The following is a 19,107-nucleotide window of genomic DNA, read 5'->3' on the forward strand; positions in this document are numbered from 1 at the left end:
TCATGAAGGAGAACCTGGAGGAGCTGAACCAGCGCGAGCTGGCCGCCAAGTACCCCGTGATCCTCGGCGGAGCGGCCCTGACCAGGGCGTACGTCGAACAGGACCTCCACGAGATCTACCAGGGCGAGGTCCGCTACGCCCGGGACGCCTTCGAGGGCCTGCGCCTCATGGACGCCCTCGTCGCCGTCAAGCGGGGCGTCCCCGGCGCCACGCTCCCCGAGCTCAAGCCGCGCCGGGTCCCCAAGCGGGACACGCCGGTCCTCCAGGTGGAGGAGGCGGACGAGCCGGGCGGCCGTTCCGACGTCGCCGTCGACAACCCCGTCCCCACCCCGCCGTTCTGGGGCACCCGCGTGGTCAAGGGCATCCCGCTCAAGGACTACGCGTCCTGGCTCGACGAAGGCGCCCTCTTCAAGGGCCAGTGGGGCCTCAAGCAGGCCCGGGCGGGCGGCGCCACCTACGAGGAGCTCGTCGAGACCGAGGGCCGGCCGCGGCTGCGCGGCCTCCTCGACAAGCTGCACACCGAGAACCTGCTCGAGGCGGCCGTCGTCTACGGCTACTTCCCCTGTGTCTCCAAGGGCGAGGACCTGATCATCCTCGACGACGACGGCAACGAGCGGACCCGCTTCACCTTCCCGCGCCAGCGCCGGGGCCGCCGCCTCTGCCTCGCGGACTTCTTCCGCCCGGAGGAGTCCGGCGAGACCGATGTGGTCGGCCTCCAGGTCGTCACCGTCGGTTCGAGGATCGGCGAGGCCACCGCCAAGCTGTTCGCCTCCGACTCCTACCGCGAGTACCTGGAGCTGCACGGCCTCTCCGTCCAGCTCGCGGAGGCCATGGCCGAGTACTGGCACGCCCGCGTCCGCGCCGAGCTCGGCTTCGGAGGCGAGGACCCGGACGCGGTCGAGGACATGTTCGACCTCAAGTACCGCGGCGCGCGCTTCTCCCTCGGCTACGGCGCCTGCCCCGACCTGGAGGACCGCGCGAAGATCGCGGAGCTCCTGAAGCCGGAGCGGATCGGCGTGCACCTCTCGGAGGAGTTCCAGCTCCACCCCGAGCAGTCCACCGACGCCATCGTGATCCACCACCCCGAGGCGAAGTACTTCAACGCACGGTGACCGTCCGGAACGCCCCCCGGGGTAAATCCGCGCTCTTTCGGTGATCCCGACGTACACTTGTCGGTCCAGTGCAGGCCGGTCTTCCTCCCCGTACCGGGGAGGGGGACCGGCCTTCTCGTCCCTCCATGGAGGTGTGCCGGATGACCAGTACGGTCCCCGCGTCCCTGTTCCGCACGAACGGCAGCTCCGCCCTGCAGGCGGTCTTCCTCGACATGGACGGGACCCTCGTCGACACGGAGGGCTTCTGGTGGGACGCGGAGGTCGAGGTCTTCGCCGACCTCGGGCACCGGCTGGACGAGGCCTGGCGGGACATCGTCGTCGGCGGCCCGATGACCCGCAGCGCGGGCTATCTCATCGAGTCCACCGGCGCCGACATCACCGTCGCCGAGCTGACCGTCCTGCTCAACGAGAAGTTCGAGCAGCGGATCGAGCGCGGCGTGCCGCTGATGCCGGGCGCCGAGCGGCTGCTCGCCGAGCTGAGCCGGCACTCCATCCCGACCGCGCTGGTCTCCGCCTCGCACCGGCGGATCATCGACAAGGTCCTCCACTCGCTCGGCCGCGACCGCTTCGCCCTCACCGTCGCGGGGGACGAGGTCGTACGGACCAAGCCGCACCCGGAGCCGTATCTGACGGCCGCCCAGGGGGTCGGGGCCGACCCCGTGCTCTGTGCCGTCATCGAGGACACCGCGACCGGTGTGGCGGCCGCCGAGGCGGCCGGCTGCCGGGTCGTCGCGGTGCCCTCCGTCGCGCCGATCGCGGCCTCCCCGGGCAGAGTCGTCGTGCGTTCCCTGGAAGAGGTCGACGTGCCCTTCCTCCGTACGCTGATCACCGGCATCTGAGGTTTATCTGAGCTTCCCCGAGTCGAATGCGACGAGGTCCGGGGAAAATGATCAGGCCATTCGCCGAAAAGGCCTCCGCGTGACCTTGGTCACGCAGAGTGCCTGACGGTGGGTGGCCTTCGCGCGTTCCGTGCCCGAAAAGGATGGATTTCGGCGCCCCCATGTGTCCCGATTCGCTCGGCACCGTCCGCATCATCCGGCGCATGACTATCGAAGCTTCCGTATTCATGATCACTGTGCGATTACCCCCACGGCCGCCCGTGGTCCGGCAATAGCGGCGCCGCCCATTAATCTTTCGCGAGTACTTCGCCGCATAACCGCGTGCACCGGCACACACCCAAGTCGCCGTGAACACAGGACCGATCGCAACTCCCGGCCCGATCGCTCCCGCCCCGACCGGGCGGCCGGCGGCGGAGTTCCACTGACCGCTGTATCCCAGTGCCGGATGAGGAGATCGTCCCTGATGAACCGCAAGACCCTGGTGCTCCCGGCCGTGGCCGGACTGCTCGCCCCCCTGCTCGCCGCCTGCGGCGGCGCGGAGGACGCCGGAGCGATCGTCGTCGGCACCACGGACCAGTTCATCGCCACGGCGGACGCCCCCGCCCCGCTCGACCCGGCCTTCGCCTACGACACCGGCGCCTGGAACATCCTCCGGCAGACCGTCCAGACCCTGATGCACGTGCCCCGCGACGGCGGCGAGCCCGTCCCCGAGGCCGCCCAGAGCTGCGGATTCTCCGACAAGGCCAGCGAGAGCTACCGCTGCAAGCTCCGCCCCGGCCTCACCTTCGCCGACGGCACCGCGATCACCGCCGAGGACGTCAAGTACTCCATCGAGCGCGTCCTGAAGATCAAGTCGGACAACGGCACGGCCGCCCTCCTCTCGAACATCGACACCATCGAGACCAAGGGAACCGACGAGGTCGTCTTCCACCTGAAGACCCCCGACGCCACCTTCCCCTTCAAGCTCTCCACCCCCGTCGCCGGCATCCTCAGCAAGGACAAGTACGCCGCCGGCGCGCTCCGCGACGGCTTCGACGTCGACGGCTCGGGCCCGTACACCATGAAGGTCGAGCGCGAGGGCGAGAAGGCCACCCGCTTCGTCTTCACCAAGAACCCCGCCTACAAGGGCGACATCACCCTGCGCAACGACAAGGTCGAACTGCGCCCCTACAGCGACGCGAGCACCATGGGCCGGGCGCTGGAGGGCGACGACATCGACATGATGGCCCGCTCCCTCTCGCGGCAGCAGATCAAGGACCTCACCGAGACGCCCAAGGACGGCATCGAGGTCGTCGAGGTCCCCGGCCTCGAGATCCGCTACCTCGGCTTCAACACCAAGGCCCCCGCCGTCCAGGAGAAGGCCGTGCGCCAGGCCATGGCCGCCGTCGTCGACCGCGGCGCCCTCGTGAACATGGTCTACGGCCCCACCGCCGAGCCCCTGTACTCGCTGATCCCCTCCAGCATCACGGGCCACACCACCCCCTTCTTCGACGAGTACGGCGAGCCCGACCCCGCCCGTGCCGCCAAGCTCCTCAAGGACGCGGGCGTCAAGACCCCGGTCAGGATGACGCTGAACTACACCACCGACCACTACGGCGCCGAGACCGCCCAGGAATTCGAGGCGCTGCGGAAGCAGCTCGTCGCCACCGAACTCTTCGACGTCAGCGTCCAGGGCGCCGAGTGGTCGAAGTTCCGCACCGCCCAGAAGCGGGGCGACTACGCCGTCTACGGCCTCGGCTGGTTCCCGGACTACCCGGACCCGGACAACTACATCGCGCCGTTCCTGGACAGCGACAACTTCCTCAACACCCCGTATGTGAACAAGGTCGTCCGCGACCAGCTGATCCCGCGCTCGCGCCGCCAGGCCGACCGCACCGCCGCCGGTCCCGTCTTCAACCAGATCCAGAAGATCGTCGCCAAGGACGTACCCGTCCTGCCCCTGTGGCAGGGCAAGCAGTACGTCGCCGCCCGCGACGACCTCAACGGAGTCGAGTACGCCCTCAACACGTCCTCCGACCTCCTCCTCTGGGAGCTGGGCCGCGGTACCGCATAACCCGTCGACCGGGTCGGTTACACCGGCCGCGCACCCACGCGCGGCCGGCCTGACATAGAGATCACGAGGCACGTTCTGTGAAGACGCACAACAAGTGGCTGACGGCCCCGCTCGCCGCCGGCCTGGCCGCCGCCCTCCTCAGCGGCTGCGGCACCGAACAGGGCGGTTCGGGCGGCTCGGGCAACGGCATACGTGTCGGCATGTCCGACGAGATCCTCGCCACCGACCCGGCGGCCGGATACGACCCCGGCTCCTGGCTGCTGTTCAACAACGTCTTCCAGTCCCTCCTCGCCTTCCCCAAGGGCGGCTCCGAGCCCGAGCCCGAGGCCGCCGACAAGTGCGGCTTCTCCGCCGGCAGCACCGTGTACAGCTGCACCCTGCGCGACGGCCTCACCTTCTCCAACGGCAACAAGCTCACCTCGGAGGACGTCAAGTTCTCCTTCGAGCGGGCCCTCAAGATCGCCGACCCCTCCGGGCCCGCACCGCTGCTCTCCACCATCAAGAGCATCGAGACCCCCGACGAGCGGACCGTCGTCTTCCGTCTCAAGGTCCCGGACGCCACCTTCCCCAGCAAGATCGCCTCCGGCGCCGGCTCCATCGTCGACCACCGCGAGTACCCCGCCGACGCCCTGCGCACCGACGGCAAGGCCACCGGCTCCGGCCCGTACAAGCTGGACTCCCTCAGCGACACCGAGGCCGGCTTCTCCGCCAACCCCGGCTACCGGGGCACCGCACGGCCCAAGAACGACGCCGTCACCCTCAAGCTCTACCGCGGCGACCGCTCCGCCCTCTCCAAGGCCCTCACCGACGGCGACGTCGACGTCGCCTACCGAGGACTCTCCGCCGAGGACATCGCCACCCTCGAAACCTCCGACACCACGGACGACAAGGGCATCGAGGTCGTCCAGGGCAGCAGCGCCGAGGTCCAGCACCTCGTCTTCAACGTGAAGGACCCGGTCGTCGGCAAGCTCGGCGTCCGCCAGGCCATCGCCCACCTCGTCGACCGCGAAGCCCTCGTCGAAGGCATCTACAAGTCGACGGCCACGCCGCTCTACTCGATCGTCCCGGCCGGCATCGCCGGACACAACACCGCCTTCTTCGACACCTACGGCACCCCCGACAAGGCGAAGGCGAAGAAGGCCCTGCGCGCCGCCGGCGTCACCGGCAAGCTCAAGCTCACCCTCTGGTCCACGCCGAGCCGCTACGGCCCGTCCACCGACCAGGAGCTCAAGGCCATCGCCGACCAGCTCAACGAGAGCGGCCTCTTCGCGGCCGACGTCAAGTCCGTCGCCTACGACCAGTACGAGAAGGACATCGCGGCCGGCAAGTACGGCGTCTACGTCAAGGGCTGGGTCCCCGACTACCCCGACGCCGACAACTTCACCGCCCCCTTCTTCGGCGAGGGCAACGTCCTCGGCAACCACTACGAGAACGCCACCATCACCGGCAGCCTCCTCCCGAAGACCGCCGCCGCCCCGGACCGCGCCGCCACCGCCGACGAGTACGGCAGGATCCAGGACCTCGTCGCCGACGAGCTGCCCCTCCTGCCGCTCTGGCAGGGCAAGCAGTACGCCGTCGCCCGCGACGACGTCACCGGCCTGGAATGGACCCTCGACGCCTCGACGGTCTTCCGCTTCTGGGAGCTCCGCAAGGGCTGACACCCCCGGCACCACGACGAGGGGCCCGGCGCGCGACACGCGCACCGGGCCCCTCGTCCGTCGTCCGCACCGGTTACTGGCCGTTGGCCCCCGGCCGCACCAGACCGCTCTCGTACGCGTACACCGCCGCCTGCACCCGGTCCCGCAGCCCCAGCTTCGTCAGCACATGACCCACATGCGTCTTGACCGTCGTCTCGCTGACGAACAGATCCGCCGCGATCTCCGCGTTCGACAGACCCCGCGCCACCAGCTTCAGCACCTCGACCTCACGGTCCGTCAAGGTGTTCAGCGTGTCCGGAACCTGCTCCTCGCCCGTCGGCAGATGCGCCGAGTACTTGTCCAGCAGCCGACGGGTGATCGACGGCGCCAGCATCGCCTCGCCCGCGGCCACCACCCGGATCGCCTGCACCAGCTCGTTCGCCGGGGCGTCCTTCAGGAGGAAGCCGCTCGCCCCCGCCCGCAGCGCCTCCACCACGTACTCGTCCAGATCGAAGGTCGTCAGCACCAGCACCTTCGCCGGACCGTCCCGACCGGGACCCGTGATCTGCCGGGTCGCCTCCACCCCGTCCATCCGCGGCATACGGATGTCCATCAGCACCACGTCCGGCTGCAGCGCCCGCACCTGGTCCTGCGCCTGGAGACCGTCCCCGGCCTCACCCACCACCGCGATGTCCTGCTCCGCCTCCAGAATCATCCGGAAGCCGGTGCGCAGCAGCGGCTGATCGTCGACCAGGAGGACGCGGATCGTCACAAGGACTCCTTCACGGGACTGAGCTCATCAGGTACGCCGGCCCTACGGTGCCGACGGGGCCGGGTCCATTCTGCCCTGCCCCGAATCACCCGACTCCGGCGGGCGCGCGGGGACGATCTTCAGCGGATAGACCGGGGGAGTCCCGCCGAACTCCGGACAGACCGCCCGGTGGTCGCACCAGCCGCACAGCTTCGTCGGCCGCGGCCGCCAGTCGCCCGACTCCGTCGCCAGCCGGATCGCGTCCCACAGCGCGAGCAGCTTCCGCTCCACCCGCAGCAGATCCGCCTCCACCGGGTCGTAGGTCAGCACCTCGCCGCTGCCCAGGTACACCAGCTGCAGCCGCCGCGGGATCACCCGCTTCAGCCGCCACACCACCAGCGCGTAGAACGTCATCTGGAACAGCGCGCCGTCCCGGTACTCCGGCCGGGGAGCCTTGCCCGTCTTGTAGTCGACGATCCGCACCTCACCCGACGGCGCCACATCGATCCGGTCGATCACCCCGCGCAGCCGCAGCCCCGAATCCAGCTCCGTCTCCACGAACAGCTCACGCTCCGCCGGCTCCAGACGCGTCGGATCCTCCAGCGTGAACCACCGCTCGACCAGCCGCTCCGCCTCACCCAGCCAACCCGCGAGCAGCTCCCCCTCCGGGTCCTCCGCGAACAGCTCGCCCAGCTCGGGCTTCGACTCGAGCAGCCGGTCCCACTGCCCCGGAACCATCGCCCGCGCCCGCGGCGCCGTCCGCTCCACCGCCGGATCGTCGAAGAGACGCTCGAGCACCGCGTGCACCAGCGTGCCCCGCGTCGCCGCCGCACTCGGCTTCTCCGGCAGCCGGTCGATCACCCGGAACCGGTACAGCAGCGGACACTGCATGAAATCGCTCGCCCGCGACGGCGACAACGACATGGGCGCCCGGGGCTCCGCCGGCACCTGCTCGCTCGTACTCATGACGAAGACCCTACGACCCGCCACCGACAGCGAGCGGAATACCATCGACCTGGGACCCCGTCGCACTGCATGATCGAACCGTGACACAGGGACGTGGGTCACACCCCGCGACGAAAGGAACCCGTGAACCAGGACGAGCCCAAGCCGCAGCGGACCGAGGAGCCCGGCGGCGGGATCCTCATGGGCCGGCCCTTCGGCGTGCCCGTCTACGTCGCACCCAGCTGGTTCCTCGTCGCCGCCCTCATCACCTGGGTCTTCGGCGACCAGATCGAACGCGTCCTGCCCGAACTCGGCGCCGCCCGCTACCTCGTCTCCCTCTTCTTCGCCGTCGCCTTCTACGCCTCCGTGCTCGTCCACGAACTGGCCCACACCATCGCGGCGCTCCGCTTCAAGCTCCCGGTGCGCCGCATCCAGCTCCAGTTCTTCGGCGGCGTCTCCGAGATCGAGAAGGAGACCGAGACCCCCGGCCGCGAGTTCGTCCTCGCCTTCGTCGGCCCCCTCCTCTCCCTCGTCCTCGCCGGCGTGTTCTATCTCTCGATGTACGCCGTCGAACCCGGCACCGTCCCCGGCGTCCTCCTCGCCGGCCTGATGATCTCCAACCTGATCGTCGCGATCTTCAACCTGCTGCCCGGCCTCCCGCTCGACGGCGGCCGCATGCTCCGCGCCGTCGTCTGGAAGATCACCGGCAAGCCCATGAGCGGCACCATCGCCGCCGCCTGGGTCGGCCGGGCCCTCGCCGTCCTCGTCCTCGTCGGACTGCCCCTGCTCACCCGCACCGGGCTCCTCGGCAACTCCACCGAGGACATCAGCGGCCTCAACACCGTCACCGACGCCCTGCTCGCCGCGATCCTCGCCGCGATCATCTGGACCGGCGCCGGCAACAGCCTCCGCATGGCCCGGCTCCGCGAACACCTCCCCGAGCTTCGCGCCCGCAGCCTCACCCGCCGCGCCATCCCCGTCGAACCCACCACCCCGCTCTCCGAGGCCCTCCGCCGCGCCAACGAGGCAGGCGCCCGCGCCCTCGTCGTCGTCGATGGCAACGGCGAACCCACCGCCATCGTCCGCGAGACCGCCATCGCCGCCGTCCCCCAGCACCGCCGCCCCTGGGTCGCCGTCAGCACCCTCGCCCAGGACCTCGCCGACGGCATGCGCGTCCCCGCCGAACTCACCGGCCAGCCCCTCCTCGACCACCTCCGCGCCACCCCGGCCACCGAGTACCTGGTCGTCGAGGACACCGGCGAGATCTACGGCGTCCTCGCCACCACCGACGTCGAGCGCGCCTTCGTCCGGGCCATGGCACGACCCTCCGCGTAACCCCGGTACTCTGGTCACATGTCCGAACCGACCGGTGCCGCCCGCCGACGCGGGCCCTTCAAGGTCGGGGACCAGGTTCAGCTGACCGACCCCAAGGGCCGTCACTACACGTTCACGCTCGAAGAGGGAAAGAACTTCCACACCCACAAGGGTTCTTTCCCGCACGACGAACTGATCGGCGCCCCCGAGGGCAGCGTTGTCCGCACCACCGGAAACGTCGCCTACCTCGCGCTGCGCCCCCTGCTCCCCGACTACGTCCTGTCCATGCCCCGCGGCGCCGCCGTGGTCTACCCCAAGGACGCGGGGCAGATCCTGGCCTTCGCCGACATCTTCCCCGGCGCCCGCGTCGTGGAAGCCGGAGTGGGCTCGGGATCGCTGAGCAGCTTCCTCCTGCGCGCCATCGGAGACAGCGGCATGCTGCACTCCTACGAGCGCCGGGAGGACTTCGCCGAGATCGCGAAGGGCAACGTCGAGCGCTACTTCGGCGGCCCCCACCCCGCGTGGCAGCTCACGGTCGGCGACCTCCAGGACAACCTGTCCGACACCGACGTCGACCGCGTCATCCTGGACATGCTCGCCCCCTGGGAGTGCCTGGAGGCCGTCTCCAAGGCGCTCGTCCCCGGCGGCATCCTCTGCTGCTACGTGGCGACCACCACCCAGCTCGCCCGCACCGTGGAGTCCATCCGCGAGTTCGGCTGCTACGCCGAGCCGCAGCCCTGGGAATCCATGATCCGCAACTGGCACGTCGAGGGCCTCGCCGTCCGCCCCGATCACCGCATGATCGGCCACACCGGCTTCCTCGTCACCGCCCGCCGCCTCGCGGACGGCGTCGAGCCCCCGATGCGCCGCCGCCGCCCCGCCAAGGGCGCCTACGGCGAGGACTACGAAGGCCCCAACAAGGGCTGACGTCCCGACACCCACGGTGCGCCGCCCTCGAGTTCCCCACCCACGGGAGGGAATTCGACGGCGGCGTCCTCATGTTCGACGGGCGCACCCGCACCCGCACCGCGGGGGCGTCCCGATCCGGTCGAGGCCGACCCCAGCTGTTCCGTCCCCCTGTGACGTGTGGCACGATGCCCGGAAACCCGCCGCACCACCCCAGGAGACGTCTCGCGTGCAGCCCTCCGCCGCCCCGGACCTCGCGGACCTCGCACACACCCGGGCCCGGTCGGCCCACTGGCTGGCCACCGCCACCGCGACCGCCGCGGTCGTCGCCCTCGCGGGCCTGCTCCAGCCGGGTCCCGCCGGAGCCACCGCCTCCCCGGCCGCGACCCCACGCCCCGCGCCCGCTCCCGAGGCCGCCGGCGCCGCCTACCCGCTGGACTGCGCGGGAGGCCCCCACAAGGTCGCCAAGCGGGTCACGGGCGACCTCGACGGGGACGGAAACCCCGAGACCGTTGCGGTCGTGCACTGCGAAGCCGGCTCCGGCACCCCGCCGAGCGGCATCTACGTCCTCACCCGCGGCAAGCGGACCGGCGACCCCGCGCGCGTGGTGGCCACCCTCGTCGCACCCGAGCAGCACAAGAACGTCACGGAGCTCGCCGTACGCGACGGAGCTGTCCACGCCACCCTGCTCGGCTACTCGTCCCTCGACGTCCCCCGCTGCTGCCCCGACGAGAAGGAGCAGGTCGGCTGGCGCTGGCAGGGCGGCGCCTTCGTACGCGCCGGGGAGTCCGACGCGCGCGGCGTCTGACCCGTCACTCCGCGTCGGGGCCGTACACCTCGACCTTGTCCGTCACGCGACGCACATGAATGCAGTCGCCCGGGCACTCCTTCGCGGAGTCCACCACGTCCTGGAGCAGCGTCAGCGGCACCGGCGTCGTCGCACCGGTGTCCTGCAGGAGCTCGTCGTCGGCGCTCTTCACATAAGCGAGCCCGTCGATGTCCAGCTCGAAGACCTCGGGAGCGTACTGCGCGCAGATCCCGTCCCCGGTGCACAGGTCCTGGTCGATCCAGACCTCCAGCGCCTCTTCGGCGCCCGTGGAAAGGGCCTCGTCCTGCACGGTCATATCTCCTGCCGTTCCTGCATCTCGTGTCACGTGTCGCGGGTAAGTCGGGCCACCCCCGACGGGTGTTGACCCAAGACGACGATACAACCGCCCGCATTCAACTCGTGAAGGGTGGGTATTCCCCTGGCGAGAGGGGAAGCGCAAGGGTGAAGATCGGACACACCTCGGAGTCTTTTTGATCTAGGGGTTTCAATCACCACCCACGCAGGTAGGGTCAGGAAGCGTCCAGCTCCCCTTGGAGGAGGTGAGGACCGTGGCAGCCCACGACGACGACATCAACCGCGGCATCCGGCCGGGACGAGGGTCTGAGGACCCCGCCGGTCAGGTTGCCTATCTCGAGCAGGAAATCGCCGTCCTGCGCCGCAAGCTCGCCGACTCTCCGCGACACACGAGGATTCTCGAAGAGCGGATCGTCGAGCTGCAGACCAGCCTGGCCGGCGTGTCCGCGCAGAACGAACGACTGGCGAACACGCTCCGTGAGGCCCGCGACCAGATCGTGGCCCTCAAGGAGGAAGTCGACCGGCTCGCACAGCCGCCGGCCGGCTTCGGTGTCTTCCTTCAGGCCAATGAGGACGGCACCTGCGACATCTTCACCGGGGGCCGCAAGCTCCGGGTGAACGTCAGCCCGAGCATCGAGCTCGAAGAGCTCAAGCGCGGCCAGGAAGTCATGCTCAACGAAGCGCTCAACGTGGTCGAGGCCATGGAATTCGAGCGCGCCGGGGACATCGTCACCCTCAAGGAGATCCTCGAGGACGGCGAGCGCGCCCTGGTGGTCGGGCACACCGACGAGGAGCGGGTGGTGAGGCTCGCCGAGCCTCTGCTGGACGTGACCATCCGCCCCGGCGACGCCCTGCTGCTCGACTCCAGGTCCGGCTACGTCTACGAAGTGGTCCCCAAGAGCGAGGTCGAGGAGCTCGTTCTCGAAGAGGTCCCGGACGTCGACTACAACAAGATCGGCGGTCTGGGCAACCAGATCGAGCTGATCCGTGACGCGGTCGAGCTCCCGTACCTCTACCCGGACCTCTTCAAGGAGCACGAACTGCGGCCGCCCAAGGGCATCCTGCTCTACGGCCCGCCCGGCTGCGGCAAGACGCTGATCGCGAAGGCCGTGGCCAACTCCCTGGCCAAGAAGGTCGCCGAGGTGACCGGCCAGCCCGCGGGGAAGTCCTACTTCCTCAACATCAAGGGCCCCGAGCTCCTCAACAAGTACGTCGGTGAGACCGAGCGGCACATCCGCCTCGTCTTCCAGCGTGCCCGGGAGAAGGCGAGCGAGGGCACCCCCGTCATCGTCTTCTTCGACGAGATGGAATCCCTCTTCCGCACCCGCGGCTCCGGTGTCAGCTCGGACGTGGAGAACACCATCGTCCCGCAGCTGCTCGCCGAGATCGACGGTGTGGAGGGCCTGGAGAACGTCATCGTCATCGGCGCCTCCAACCGCGAGGACATGATCGACCCCGCGATCCTGCGACCCGGCCGGCTCGACGTCAAGATCAAGATCGAGCGTCCGGACGCGGAGGCCGCGAAGGACATCTTCGCCAAGTACCTCACCGCCACCCTGCCGCTGCACTCCGACGACATCTCCGAGCACAGCGGCTCCAAGGCCGCCGCCGCCCACGGAATGATCCAGTCCGTCGTCGAGCAGATGTACGCCGAATCCGAGGAGAACCGCTTCCTCGAAGTCACGTACGCCAACGGCGACAAGGAAGTCCTCTACTTCAAGGACTTCAACTCCGGCGCGATGATCCAGAACATCGTCGACCGGGCCAAGAAGATGGCCATCAAGGCCTTCCTCGACCACAACCAGAAGGGCATCCGCGTCTCCCACCTCCTCCAGGCCTGCGTGGACGAGTTCAAGGAGAACGAGGACCTGCCCAACACCACCAACCCCGACGACTGGGCCCGGATCTCCGGAAAGAAGGGCGAGCGGATCGTGTTCATCCGCACCCTCGTCACCGGAAAGCAGGGCGCGGACACCGGGCGCTCCATCGACACGGTGGCCAATACCGGTCAGTACCTGTAAAACGCGCACCGGCTGCGGATGTCCGGAAACCGGGCATCCGCAGCCGTCGCATTCCATCCAGCATTTCCCCCGGCATCACAGGGAAATACGCAACTGATCTCCCCACCAGCGCGGAGCCGCTCTAGGCTCATCGGTACCCGCCGAGTCGCGCACAGTGAGCGCCGCCGGGCAAGGAGGGCCGCATGACCGTACGGCGAGTAATGGGCATCGAGACGGAGTACGGGATCTCCGTCCCGGGACACCCGAACGCCAATGCCATGCTCACCTCGTCCCAGATCGTCAACGCCTACGCGGCGGCGATGCACCGGGCGCGCCGCGCCCGCTGGGACTTCGAGGAGGAGAATCCGCTGCGGGACGCCCGCGGCTTCGACCTCGCCCGCGAGGTGGCCGACTCCAGCCAGCTCACCGACGAGGACATCGGTCTGGCCAACGTGATCCTCACCAACGGGGCCCGCCTCTACGTGGACCACGCCCACCCCGAGTACAGCGCGCCCGAGGTCACCAACCCGCGCGACGCCGTCCTCTGGGACAAGGCCGGCGAGCGGATCATGGCGGAGGCCGCCGAGCGCGCCGCCCAGCTCCCCGGGGCCCAGCCCATCCACCTCTACAAGAACAACACCGACAACAAGGGCGCCTCCTACGGCACGCACGAGAACTACCTGATGAAGCGGGAGACCCCCTTCTCGGACATCGTGCGTCACCTGACCCCCTTCTTCGTCTCCCGCCAGGTCGTGACCGGCGCGGGACGCGTCGGCATCGGCCAGGACGGCCGCGAGAACGGCTTCCAGATCAGCCAGCGCGCCGACTACTTCGAGGTCGAGGTGGGCCTGGAGACCACGCTCAAGCGGCCCATCATCAACACCAGGGACGAGCCGCACGCCGACGCCGAGAAGTACCGCCGGCTGCATGTGATCATCGGCGACGCGAACCTCTCGGAGATCTCGACCTACCTCAAGCTGGGCACCACCGCGCTGGTCCTCTCGATGATCGAGGACGGGTTCATCACCGTGGACCTCGCCGTCGACCAGCCGGTGCGCACCCTCCACCAGGTCTCGCACGACCCGACCCTCCAGTACCTGGTCACGCTCCGCAGCGGCCGGACACTCACCGCGGTGCAGCTCCAGATGGAGTACTTCGAGCTGGCCAGGAAGTACGTGGAGGAGCGGTACGGCTCGGACGCGGACGAGCAGACCAAGGACGTCCTGATCCGCTGGGAGGACACGCTCAACCGGCTGGAGAACGACCCCATGAGCCTCTCCGGCGAGCTCGACTGGATCGCCAAGCGGGAGCTCATGGAGGGCTACCGCCGCCGCGACGGCCTCGACTGGGACGCGGCCCGGCTGCACCTGGTGGACCTCCAGTACGCCGACGTACGCCCCGAGAAGGGCCTGTACAACCGTCTGGTGGCCCGTGGGCGCATGAAGCGGCTCCTGGACGAGACCGCGGTCGAAAGGGCCGAGACGAAGCCCCCGGAGGACACCAGGGCCTATTTCCGGGGCCGGTGCCTGGAGCAGTACGCGGACGACGTCGCCGCGGCCTCCTGGGACTCGGTGATCTTCGACCTGCCCGGCCGGGACTCGCTCCAGCGCGTCCCGACCTTGGAGCCGCTGCGCGGCACCAAGGCCCATGTGAAGTCGCTCCTGGACCGCTGCCGGACGGCGGAGGAACTGGTCCGCGTGCTGTCCGGCAGCTGATCGGGGGCCCGACACGGGCCTGAAATGCCCCGGCGCTGGGAATCATGGAAACAGTGCTCGGGCGTTGTGGAAACTGCGGGGCCGATGTCGGACCCGCCCTATAGGGTCTGATCTTGTACGGACTCAACCGAGCGGGCCGATTCGAGCGGGGTGAGGTTTATGGCGACCAAGGACACCGGCGGCGGACAGCAGAAGGCGACGCGTTCCACCGAGGAGGTCGAGGAGACCACCACGGAGGCGAGTTCCGACCTCCAGGAGCGCCAGGAGAAGCTGAGCGAGGACGTGGACTCGGTGCTGGACGAGATCGACGACGTCCTCGAGGAGAACGCCGAGGACTTCGTGCGGTCGTTCGTCCAGAAGGGCGGCGAGTAGCCGCTCCACGCACCTGTCGTCCTCCGTCCCCGGAGCCCCGGCGAAAGCCGTGGGTCCGGGGACGGATGACAAGCGGTGGCACGGGTAAGGTCCGTGCACAGCAAGCAAGATCGGCCGGCGCTTCCCACGGCTGGCCGACTCTCCCACCCGGAAGGAATCGCGTGGAAGCCAACCCTCGTAGCACCGGGCGTCTGCCGGCGGCCTTCCTGACGCCGGGCTCGTCCTCGTTCCTCGACTTTCTGGCGGACCACTCGCCGGAGCTGCTGCCGGGCGGCCGGAAGCTCCCGGAGGGGATCGTCGAAGCCCCGCACGGGACGACCATCGTGGCGGCCACGTTCCCCGGCGGGGTCGTGCTCGCCGGTGACCGGCGGGCCACCATGGGCAACATGATCGCGCAGCGGGACATCGAGAAGGTCTTCCCTGCCGACGAGTACTCCGCCGTGGGCATCGCCGGCACCGCCGGTCTCGCCGTGGAGATGGTGAAGCTGTTCCAGCTGGAACTGGAGCACTTCGAGAAGGTGGAGGGCGTCACCCTCTCCCTGGAGGGCAAGGCGAACCGTCTCTCCACCATGATCCGCGGCAATCTCGGCATGGCCATGCAGGGACTCGCCGTCGTGCCGCTCTTCGCGGGCTGGGACGAGGGCAAGGAGAAGGGCCGGATCTTCTCCTACGACGTGACCGGCGGCCGCTCCGAGGAGCACGGGTACGCCGCCACCGGCTCCGGCTCGATCTTCGCCCGGGGGTCGATGAAGAAGCTCTACCGGCCCGACCTGACCGAGGAGCAGGCCACCACGCTGGTCGTGCAGGCGCTCTACGACGCGGCGGACGACGACTCGGCGACCGGCGGCCCCGACATGGCGCGCCGGATCTTCCCGATCGTCACGGTCATCACGGACGAGGGGTACCGCAGGCTCACCGAGCCCGAGTCCTCCGCGCTGGCCCGCGCGGTCACCGAGCGGCGCCTCGACGAGCCCGACGGGCCGCGCGCCGCGCTGCTCTGACCACTCGTCGCCCGACTGAAGCCCAGAAGAAAGGGACGGACCGCCGGTGTCCACTCCGTTCTACGTCTCACCCCAGCAGGCCATGGCCGACCGGGCGGAGTACGCCCGCAAGGGCATCGCCCGAGGCCGCAGCCTCGTCGTCCTCCAGTACACCGACGGGATCGTCTTCGTCGGCGAGAACCCGTCACGCGCCCTGCACAAGTTCAGCGAGATCTACGACCGGATCGGCTTCGCGGCCGCCGGCAAGTACAACGAGTACGAGAACCTCCGCATCGGCGGCGTGCGCTACGCCGACCTGCGGGGCTACACCTACGACCGGGACGACGTCACCGCGCGCGGCCTGGCCAACGTCTACGCCCAGACGCTCGGCACGATCTTCTCCAGCGCGGGGGAGAAGCCGTACGAGGTGGAGCTGGTCGTCGCCGAGGTCGGCACCGAGTCCTCCGGAGACCAGATCTACCGGCTGCCGCACGACGGCTCCATCGTCGACGAGCACGGCTCGGTCGCGGTCGGTGGCAACGCCGAGCAGATCAGCACCTACCTGGACCAGCGGCACCGGGACGGCATGTCCCTCGCCGAGGCCCTGAAGCTGGCCGTGCAGGCCCTGTCGCGGGACACCAACGGCAGCGAGCGGGAGATCCCCGCGGAGCGCCTGGAGGTGGCGGTCCTGGACCGCACGCGCCCGCAGCAGCGCAAGTTCAAGCGCATCGTCGGCCGTCAGCTGTCCCGTCTCCTGGAGGCGGACAACGCGGCGGTGACGAAGACGGACGAGCCCTCGGACGAGGCTCCCGAGGAGTAGTCGGCACAGCCCGGAGGGGCCCCGGTCCGCGAGCGCGGTCGGGGCCCCTCCGGCATGTCCGCCCTCAGGAGGCCGGTGCGGGCCCCGAGGAGCCCCGGGGGACCAGCTCGACGGGCAGGGAGACCGGACGGGGCGGTTCGCCCGCCAGAACGGCGAGGAGCGCCTCCATGCCCCGCCGGCCGAACTCCTCGGCGGGCAGCCGCACGGTGGTGAGCTCCGGTTCGACCGCCGTCGCCAGGGCCATGTCGTCGAAGCCGGTGACCGACAGGTCCTCGGGGACCCGCAGCCCGAGCCGGCGCGCCGCCTTGCAGACGCCCACCGCCAGGATGTCGTCGTCGCAGATCACCGCCGTGGGCCGGGGCCCGGGCGCGGCGAGGGCCAGGCCCGCGGCCTCCCACGCGTCCGCGATGTTCAGCGGCGAGCGCACGGTGCGGACCTCCGCGCCGCTCAGGGCGTGGGCGAGCGTGGCGGCCCGCACGTCGAAGGTCCAGGACGGGGCGGCGGACGCCAGGTGCAGGAAGCGGCGGTGCCCGAGACCCAGCAGGTGGCCGGTCACCCGGCGCATCCCCTCGGCGACGTCGAGGTTCACATGGGCCGCCGCGCCGGGGGCGGCCGGATCGCTGTCGAGCATGACGAGCGGGAGATCGGTGCCCCGGAAGGCCTCCAGGGCGTCGGTCGCCATCGAGGAGGCGAGCACGCCGTCCAGGGCGGCCTGCGCCGAGGCGAAGGGGTCCCGGGCGGGCCCCAGACCCTCGGGGGAGGGGTAGAGGACGACCCCGAAGCCGTGCGCCGCCGCCGCGGCGGCCGCGCCCGTGTAGACGTGGGCGAAGAACTCGTTGGTGAGGGCCGGGACGACCAGCAGGGCGGTCCGGGTGCGGCCGAGCCGGAGGTTGCGGGCGGCGAGGTTGGGCCGGTAGCCGAGACTCCGGGCGGCCTCCCGTACGGACCCGGCAGTGCGTTCCGACACACGGCCGCGCCACTTGTCGCCGAGGACGAGGGAGACCGTGGCCTGGGAGACGCCCGCGGTCCGGGCGACGTCCCGGCTGGTGGGGCGGGTGCCGCCGAGCGGCTCCGGGGTCTGCACACAAGCCTCCGTGTCGGACGGTTCACGAACCGGTCTCCGGACGCGGGGTGGACCCGCGTCCCGCCGACATGGTACGTATGACCCCGGAAGTTATACGTAAAACCTCGGACCGGTCCGAGGCGAGGGGAGAGCAACATGGCCACCGAGGCCCCGGCGCACGGCGGCTATCTCGACATACTCCGGGCGCCGCACGCGGCCCGGCTGCTCGCCGGCACCCTCGTGGGGCGCCTGCCCAACGGCGTCGGCCCCATCGCCCTCACCCTCTTCGTCCGCGACCAGGGCGGCAGCTACACCCTCGCCGGCGGACTCATCGCCGCCTACGGCGTCGCCACCGCCGTCGGCCAGCCCCTCCTCGGCCGCGCCGTCGACCTCAAGGGCCAGCCCAGGGTCCAGCTGCCCGCAGCGGTCCTCTCCGCCCTCGGCATGACCCTGCTCGCCCTCGGCGGCATCGGCCACCTCGGCCTCGCCTACGCGGCCGTCGTCCTCGCCGGCCTCTTCACCCCGCCCCTGGAGGGCGGGCTGCGGGCCCTGTGGCCGAGCGTCCTCGGCCGCGAGGACCGGGTCCACCGCGCGTACGCCATGGACGCGGTCGCGCAGGAGGTCATGTTCACCGTCGGACCCCTGCTGCTGACCCTCCTCGTCTCCCTGTGGTCGCCCGCCGCCGCGCTCCTCGTCATCAACCTCCTCGGCGTCCTCGGAGCCCTCGCCGTCGTCCTCTCCGAGCCGTCCCGCACCTGGCGCTCCGCGCCCCGGGAGGCCCACTGGCTGGGCGCCCTGCGCTCCCCGGGGCTCCTCGCCCTCCTCGGCTCGTTCTTCTTCGTCGGCCTCGCCCTCGGCTCCATCACCGTCGCCGCCGTCGCCTACGCCGACGACCGGGGCACCCCGGCCGTCTACGGCTGGCTGATGGCCGCGCTCGGACTCGGCGCGCTCGTCGGCGGCGTCACCTACGGCGCCCGGCAGTGGTCCGGAGCCCCCGAACGGCGACTCCGCGTGCTCGTCCTGCTCCTCGCGGTCTGCTACCTGCCGCTCGTGCTCACCCCCGGCCCCGTCGCCATGGCGGGCCTCGCCGCCCTCGCCGGCGTCTTCCTGGCCCCCGTCCTCGCCTGCGCCTTCATCGTCGTGGACCGGCACGCTCCGCGCGGCACCGTGACCGAGGCCTTCTCCTGGCTCGTCACCACCTTCGGCGTCGGCTCCGCCCTCGGCTCCGCCGCCGCCGGACCCGCCGTCGAACTCGCCGGGACGGTCGCCGGATTCGCCGTGGCCGGCGCCGGCGGCGTGGTCGCCTTCCTCGTCCTGCTGGCCACCGGGCGTGTCCTCGGCGCGCCGGTCGCCCCCGGCGCCCCCGTGGCCGAGGCGCGACACGCCGTGGATACGGGCGCCCTCGGCTCCGTACACAGCGAAAAGAACACGCGCTGATCGGAAAATGATCGAAACGGGAACGCCCAACCCGGTTTCA

Annotated in this window: 17 protein-coding genes; 13 read left to right on the plus strand and 4 right to left on the minus strand. The window is 70.2% G+C overall.

What is annotated here, in order from left to right; all coding sequences use genetic code 11:
* The 4 genes from IE311_RS33530 to IE311_RS33545 all read left to right on the plus strand — a co-directional run.
* On the plus strand, window positions 1-1,112 hold a 1,112-nt coding region (locus tag IE311_RS33530; RefSeq protein WP_308439851.1), incomplete at its 5' end, for a vitamin B12 dependent-methionine synthase activation domain-containing protein.
* Window positions 1,113-1,252: 140 nt separating this feature from the next.
* The gene (locus tag IE311_RS33535) at window positions 1,253-1,951 is read left to right on the plus strand and encodes an HAD family hydrolase (protein WP_189835659.1); all 699 of its coding nucleotides are present in this window, start codon (window positions 1,253-1,255) and stop codon (window positions 1,949-1,951) included.
* 463 nt (window positions 1,952-2,414) lie between these two features.
* On the plus strand, window positions 2,415-4,004 hold the full coding sequence (locus IE311_RS33540) for an ABC transporter substrate-binding protein (protein ID WP_189835660.1): 1,590 nt from the start codon (window positions 2,415-2,417) through the stop codon (window positions 4,002-4,004).
* 77 nt (window positions 4,005-4,081) lie between these two features.
* Window positions 4,082-5,662, plus strand: a complete 1,581-nt coding sequence (locus IE311_RS33545; protein ID WP_189835661.1) for an ABC transporter substrate-binding protein — start codon at window positions 4,082-4,084, stop codon at window positions 5,660-5,662.
* 73 nt (window positions 5,663-5,735) lie between these two features.
* Here the strand turns inward: IE311_RS33545 and IE311_RS33550 are convergent, their stop codons facing one another.
* Together IE311_RS33550 and IE311_RS33555 are read right to left on the minus strand one after the other, a co-directional pair.
* Entirely contained in the window at window positions 5,736-6,413 is a 678-nt protein-coding gene (locus tag IE311_RS33550) for a response regulator (RefSeq protein ID WP_073915076.1), read from the minus strand.
* 42 nt (window positions 6,414-6,455) lie between these two features.
* Complete coding sequence (locus IE311_RS33555) at window positions 6,456-7,358, minus strand: RecB family exonuclease (RefSeq protein ID WP_229902334.1); 903 nt, start codon at window positions 7,356-7,358, stop codon at window positions 6,456-6,458.
* A gap of 180 nt (window positions 7,359-7,538) precedes the next feature.
* Between IE311_RS33555 and IE311_RS33560 the strand changes: the two genes are divergently transcribed.
* From IE311_RS33560 to IE311_RS33570, 3 genes are all read left to right on the plus strand, one after another.
* Window positions 7,539-8,672: a site-2 protease family protein gene (locus IE311_RS33560; protein ID WP_229902337.1), complete on the plus strand. Its 1,134-nt coding sequence runs from the start codon at window positions 7,539-7,541 to the stop codon at window positions 8,670-8,672.
* Between the two features lie 18 nt (window positions 8,673-8,690).
* Window positions 8,691-9,578, plus strand: a complete 888-nt coding sequence (locus IE311_RS33565; RefSeq protein WP_015032448.1) for a tRNA (adenine-N1)-methyltransferase — start codon at window positions 8,691-8,693, stop codon at window positions 9,576-9,578.
* A 208-nt stretch (window positions 9,579-9,786) separates the two neighbouring features.
* Window positions 9,787-10,365, plus strand: coding sequence for a hypothetical protein (locus IE311_RS33570; RefSeq protein ID WP_189835664.1), 579 nt, complete (start codon window positions 9,787-9,789; stop codon window positions 10,363-10,365).
* Window positions 10,366-10,369: 4 nt separating this feature from the next.
* On the opposite strand, the gene IE311_RS33575 is transcribed toward IE311_RS33570, so the two are convergent.
* Window positions 10,370-10,681: a ferredoxin gene (locus IE311_RS33575; RefSeq protein ID WP_189835665.1), complete on the minus strand. Its 312-nt coding sequence runs from the start codon at window positions 10,679-10,681 to the stop codon at window positions 10,370-10,372.
* A 253-nt stretch (window positions 10,682-10,934) separates the two neighbouring features.
* On the opposite strand from IE311_RS33575, the gene arc reads away from it, so the two are divergent.
* From arc to prcA, 5 genes are all read left to right on the plus strand, one after another.
* Window positions 10,935-12,701: a proteasome ATPase gene (gene arc, locus IE311_RS33580; RefSeq protein ID WP_073915061.1), complete on the plus strand. Its 1,767-nt coding sequence runs from the start codon at window positions 10,935-10,937 to the stop codon at window positions 12,699-12,701.
* Between the two features lie 182 nt (window positions 12,702-12,883).
* The gene (gene dop / locus IE311_RS33585; protein ID WP_189835666.1) at window positions 12,884-14,395 is read left to right on the plus strand and encodes a depupylase/deamidase Dop; all 1,512 of its coding nucleotides are present in this window, start codon (window positions 12,884-12,886) and stop codon (window positions 14,393-14,395) included.
* A 159-nt stretch (window positions 14,396-14,554) separates the two neighbouring features.
* Window positions 14,555-14,767 (plus strand): ubiquitin-like protein Pup, encoded by a 213-nt coding sequence (locus IE311_RS33590; RefSeq protein WP_030213091.1) that lies wholly within the window; start codon window positions 14,555-14,557, stop codon window positions 14,765-14,767.
* 161 nt (window positions 14,768-14,928) lie between these two features.
* Window positions 14,929-15,768: a proteasome subunit beta gene (prcB, locus tag IE311_RS33595; RefSeq protein ID WP_189835667.1), complete on the plus strand. Its 840-nt coding sequence runs from the start codon at window positions 14,929-14,931 to the stop codon at window positions 15,766-15,768.
* 46 nt (window positions 15,769-15,814) lie between these two features.
* Window positions 15,815-16,567, plus strand: coding sequence for a proteasome subunit alpha (prcA, locus tag IE311_RS33600; RefSeq protein WP_189835668.1), 753 nt, complete (start codon window positions 15,815-15,817; stop codon window positions 16,565-16,567).
* A gap of 64 nt (window positions 16,568-16,631) precedes the next feature.
* On the opposite strand, the gene IE311_RS33605 is transcribed toward prcA, so the two are convergent.
* On the minus strand, window positions 16,632-17,651 hold the full coding sequence (locus IE311_RS33605) for a LacI family DNA-binding transcriptional regulator (protein WP_189835669.1): 1,020 nt from the start codon (window positions 17,649-17,651) through the stop codon (window positions 16,632-16,634).
* A 135-nt stretch (window positions 17,652-17,786) separates the two neighbouring features.
* Between IE311_RS33605 and IE311_RS33610 the strand changes: the two genes are divergently transcribed.
* Window positions 17,787-19,067 carry an MFS transporter gene (locus IE311_RS33610; protein WP_189835670.1) on the plus strand — a complete coding sequence of 427 codons (1,281 nt, stop codon included), beginning with the start codon at window positions 17,787-17,789 and terminating at the stop codon, window positions 19,065-19,067.
* Window positions 19,068-19,107 lie beyond the last annotated feature (40 nt).

The sequence above is a fragment of the Streptomyces zaomyceticus genome, from assembly GCF_014656215.1.
Taxonomy (GTDB): Bacteria; Actinomycetota; Actinomycetes; order Streptomycetales; family Streptomycetaceae; genus Streptomyces; species Streptomyces zaomyceticus.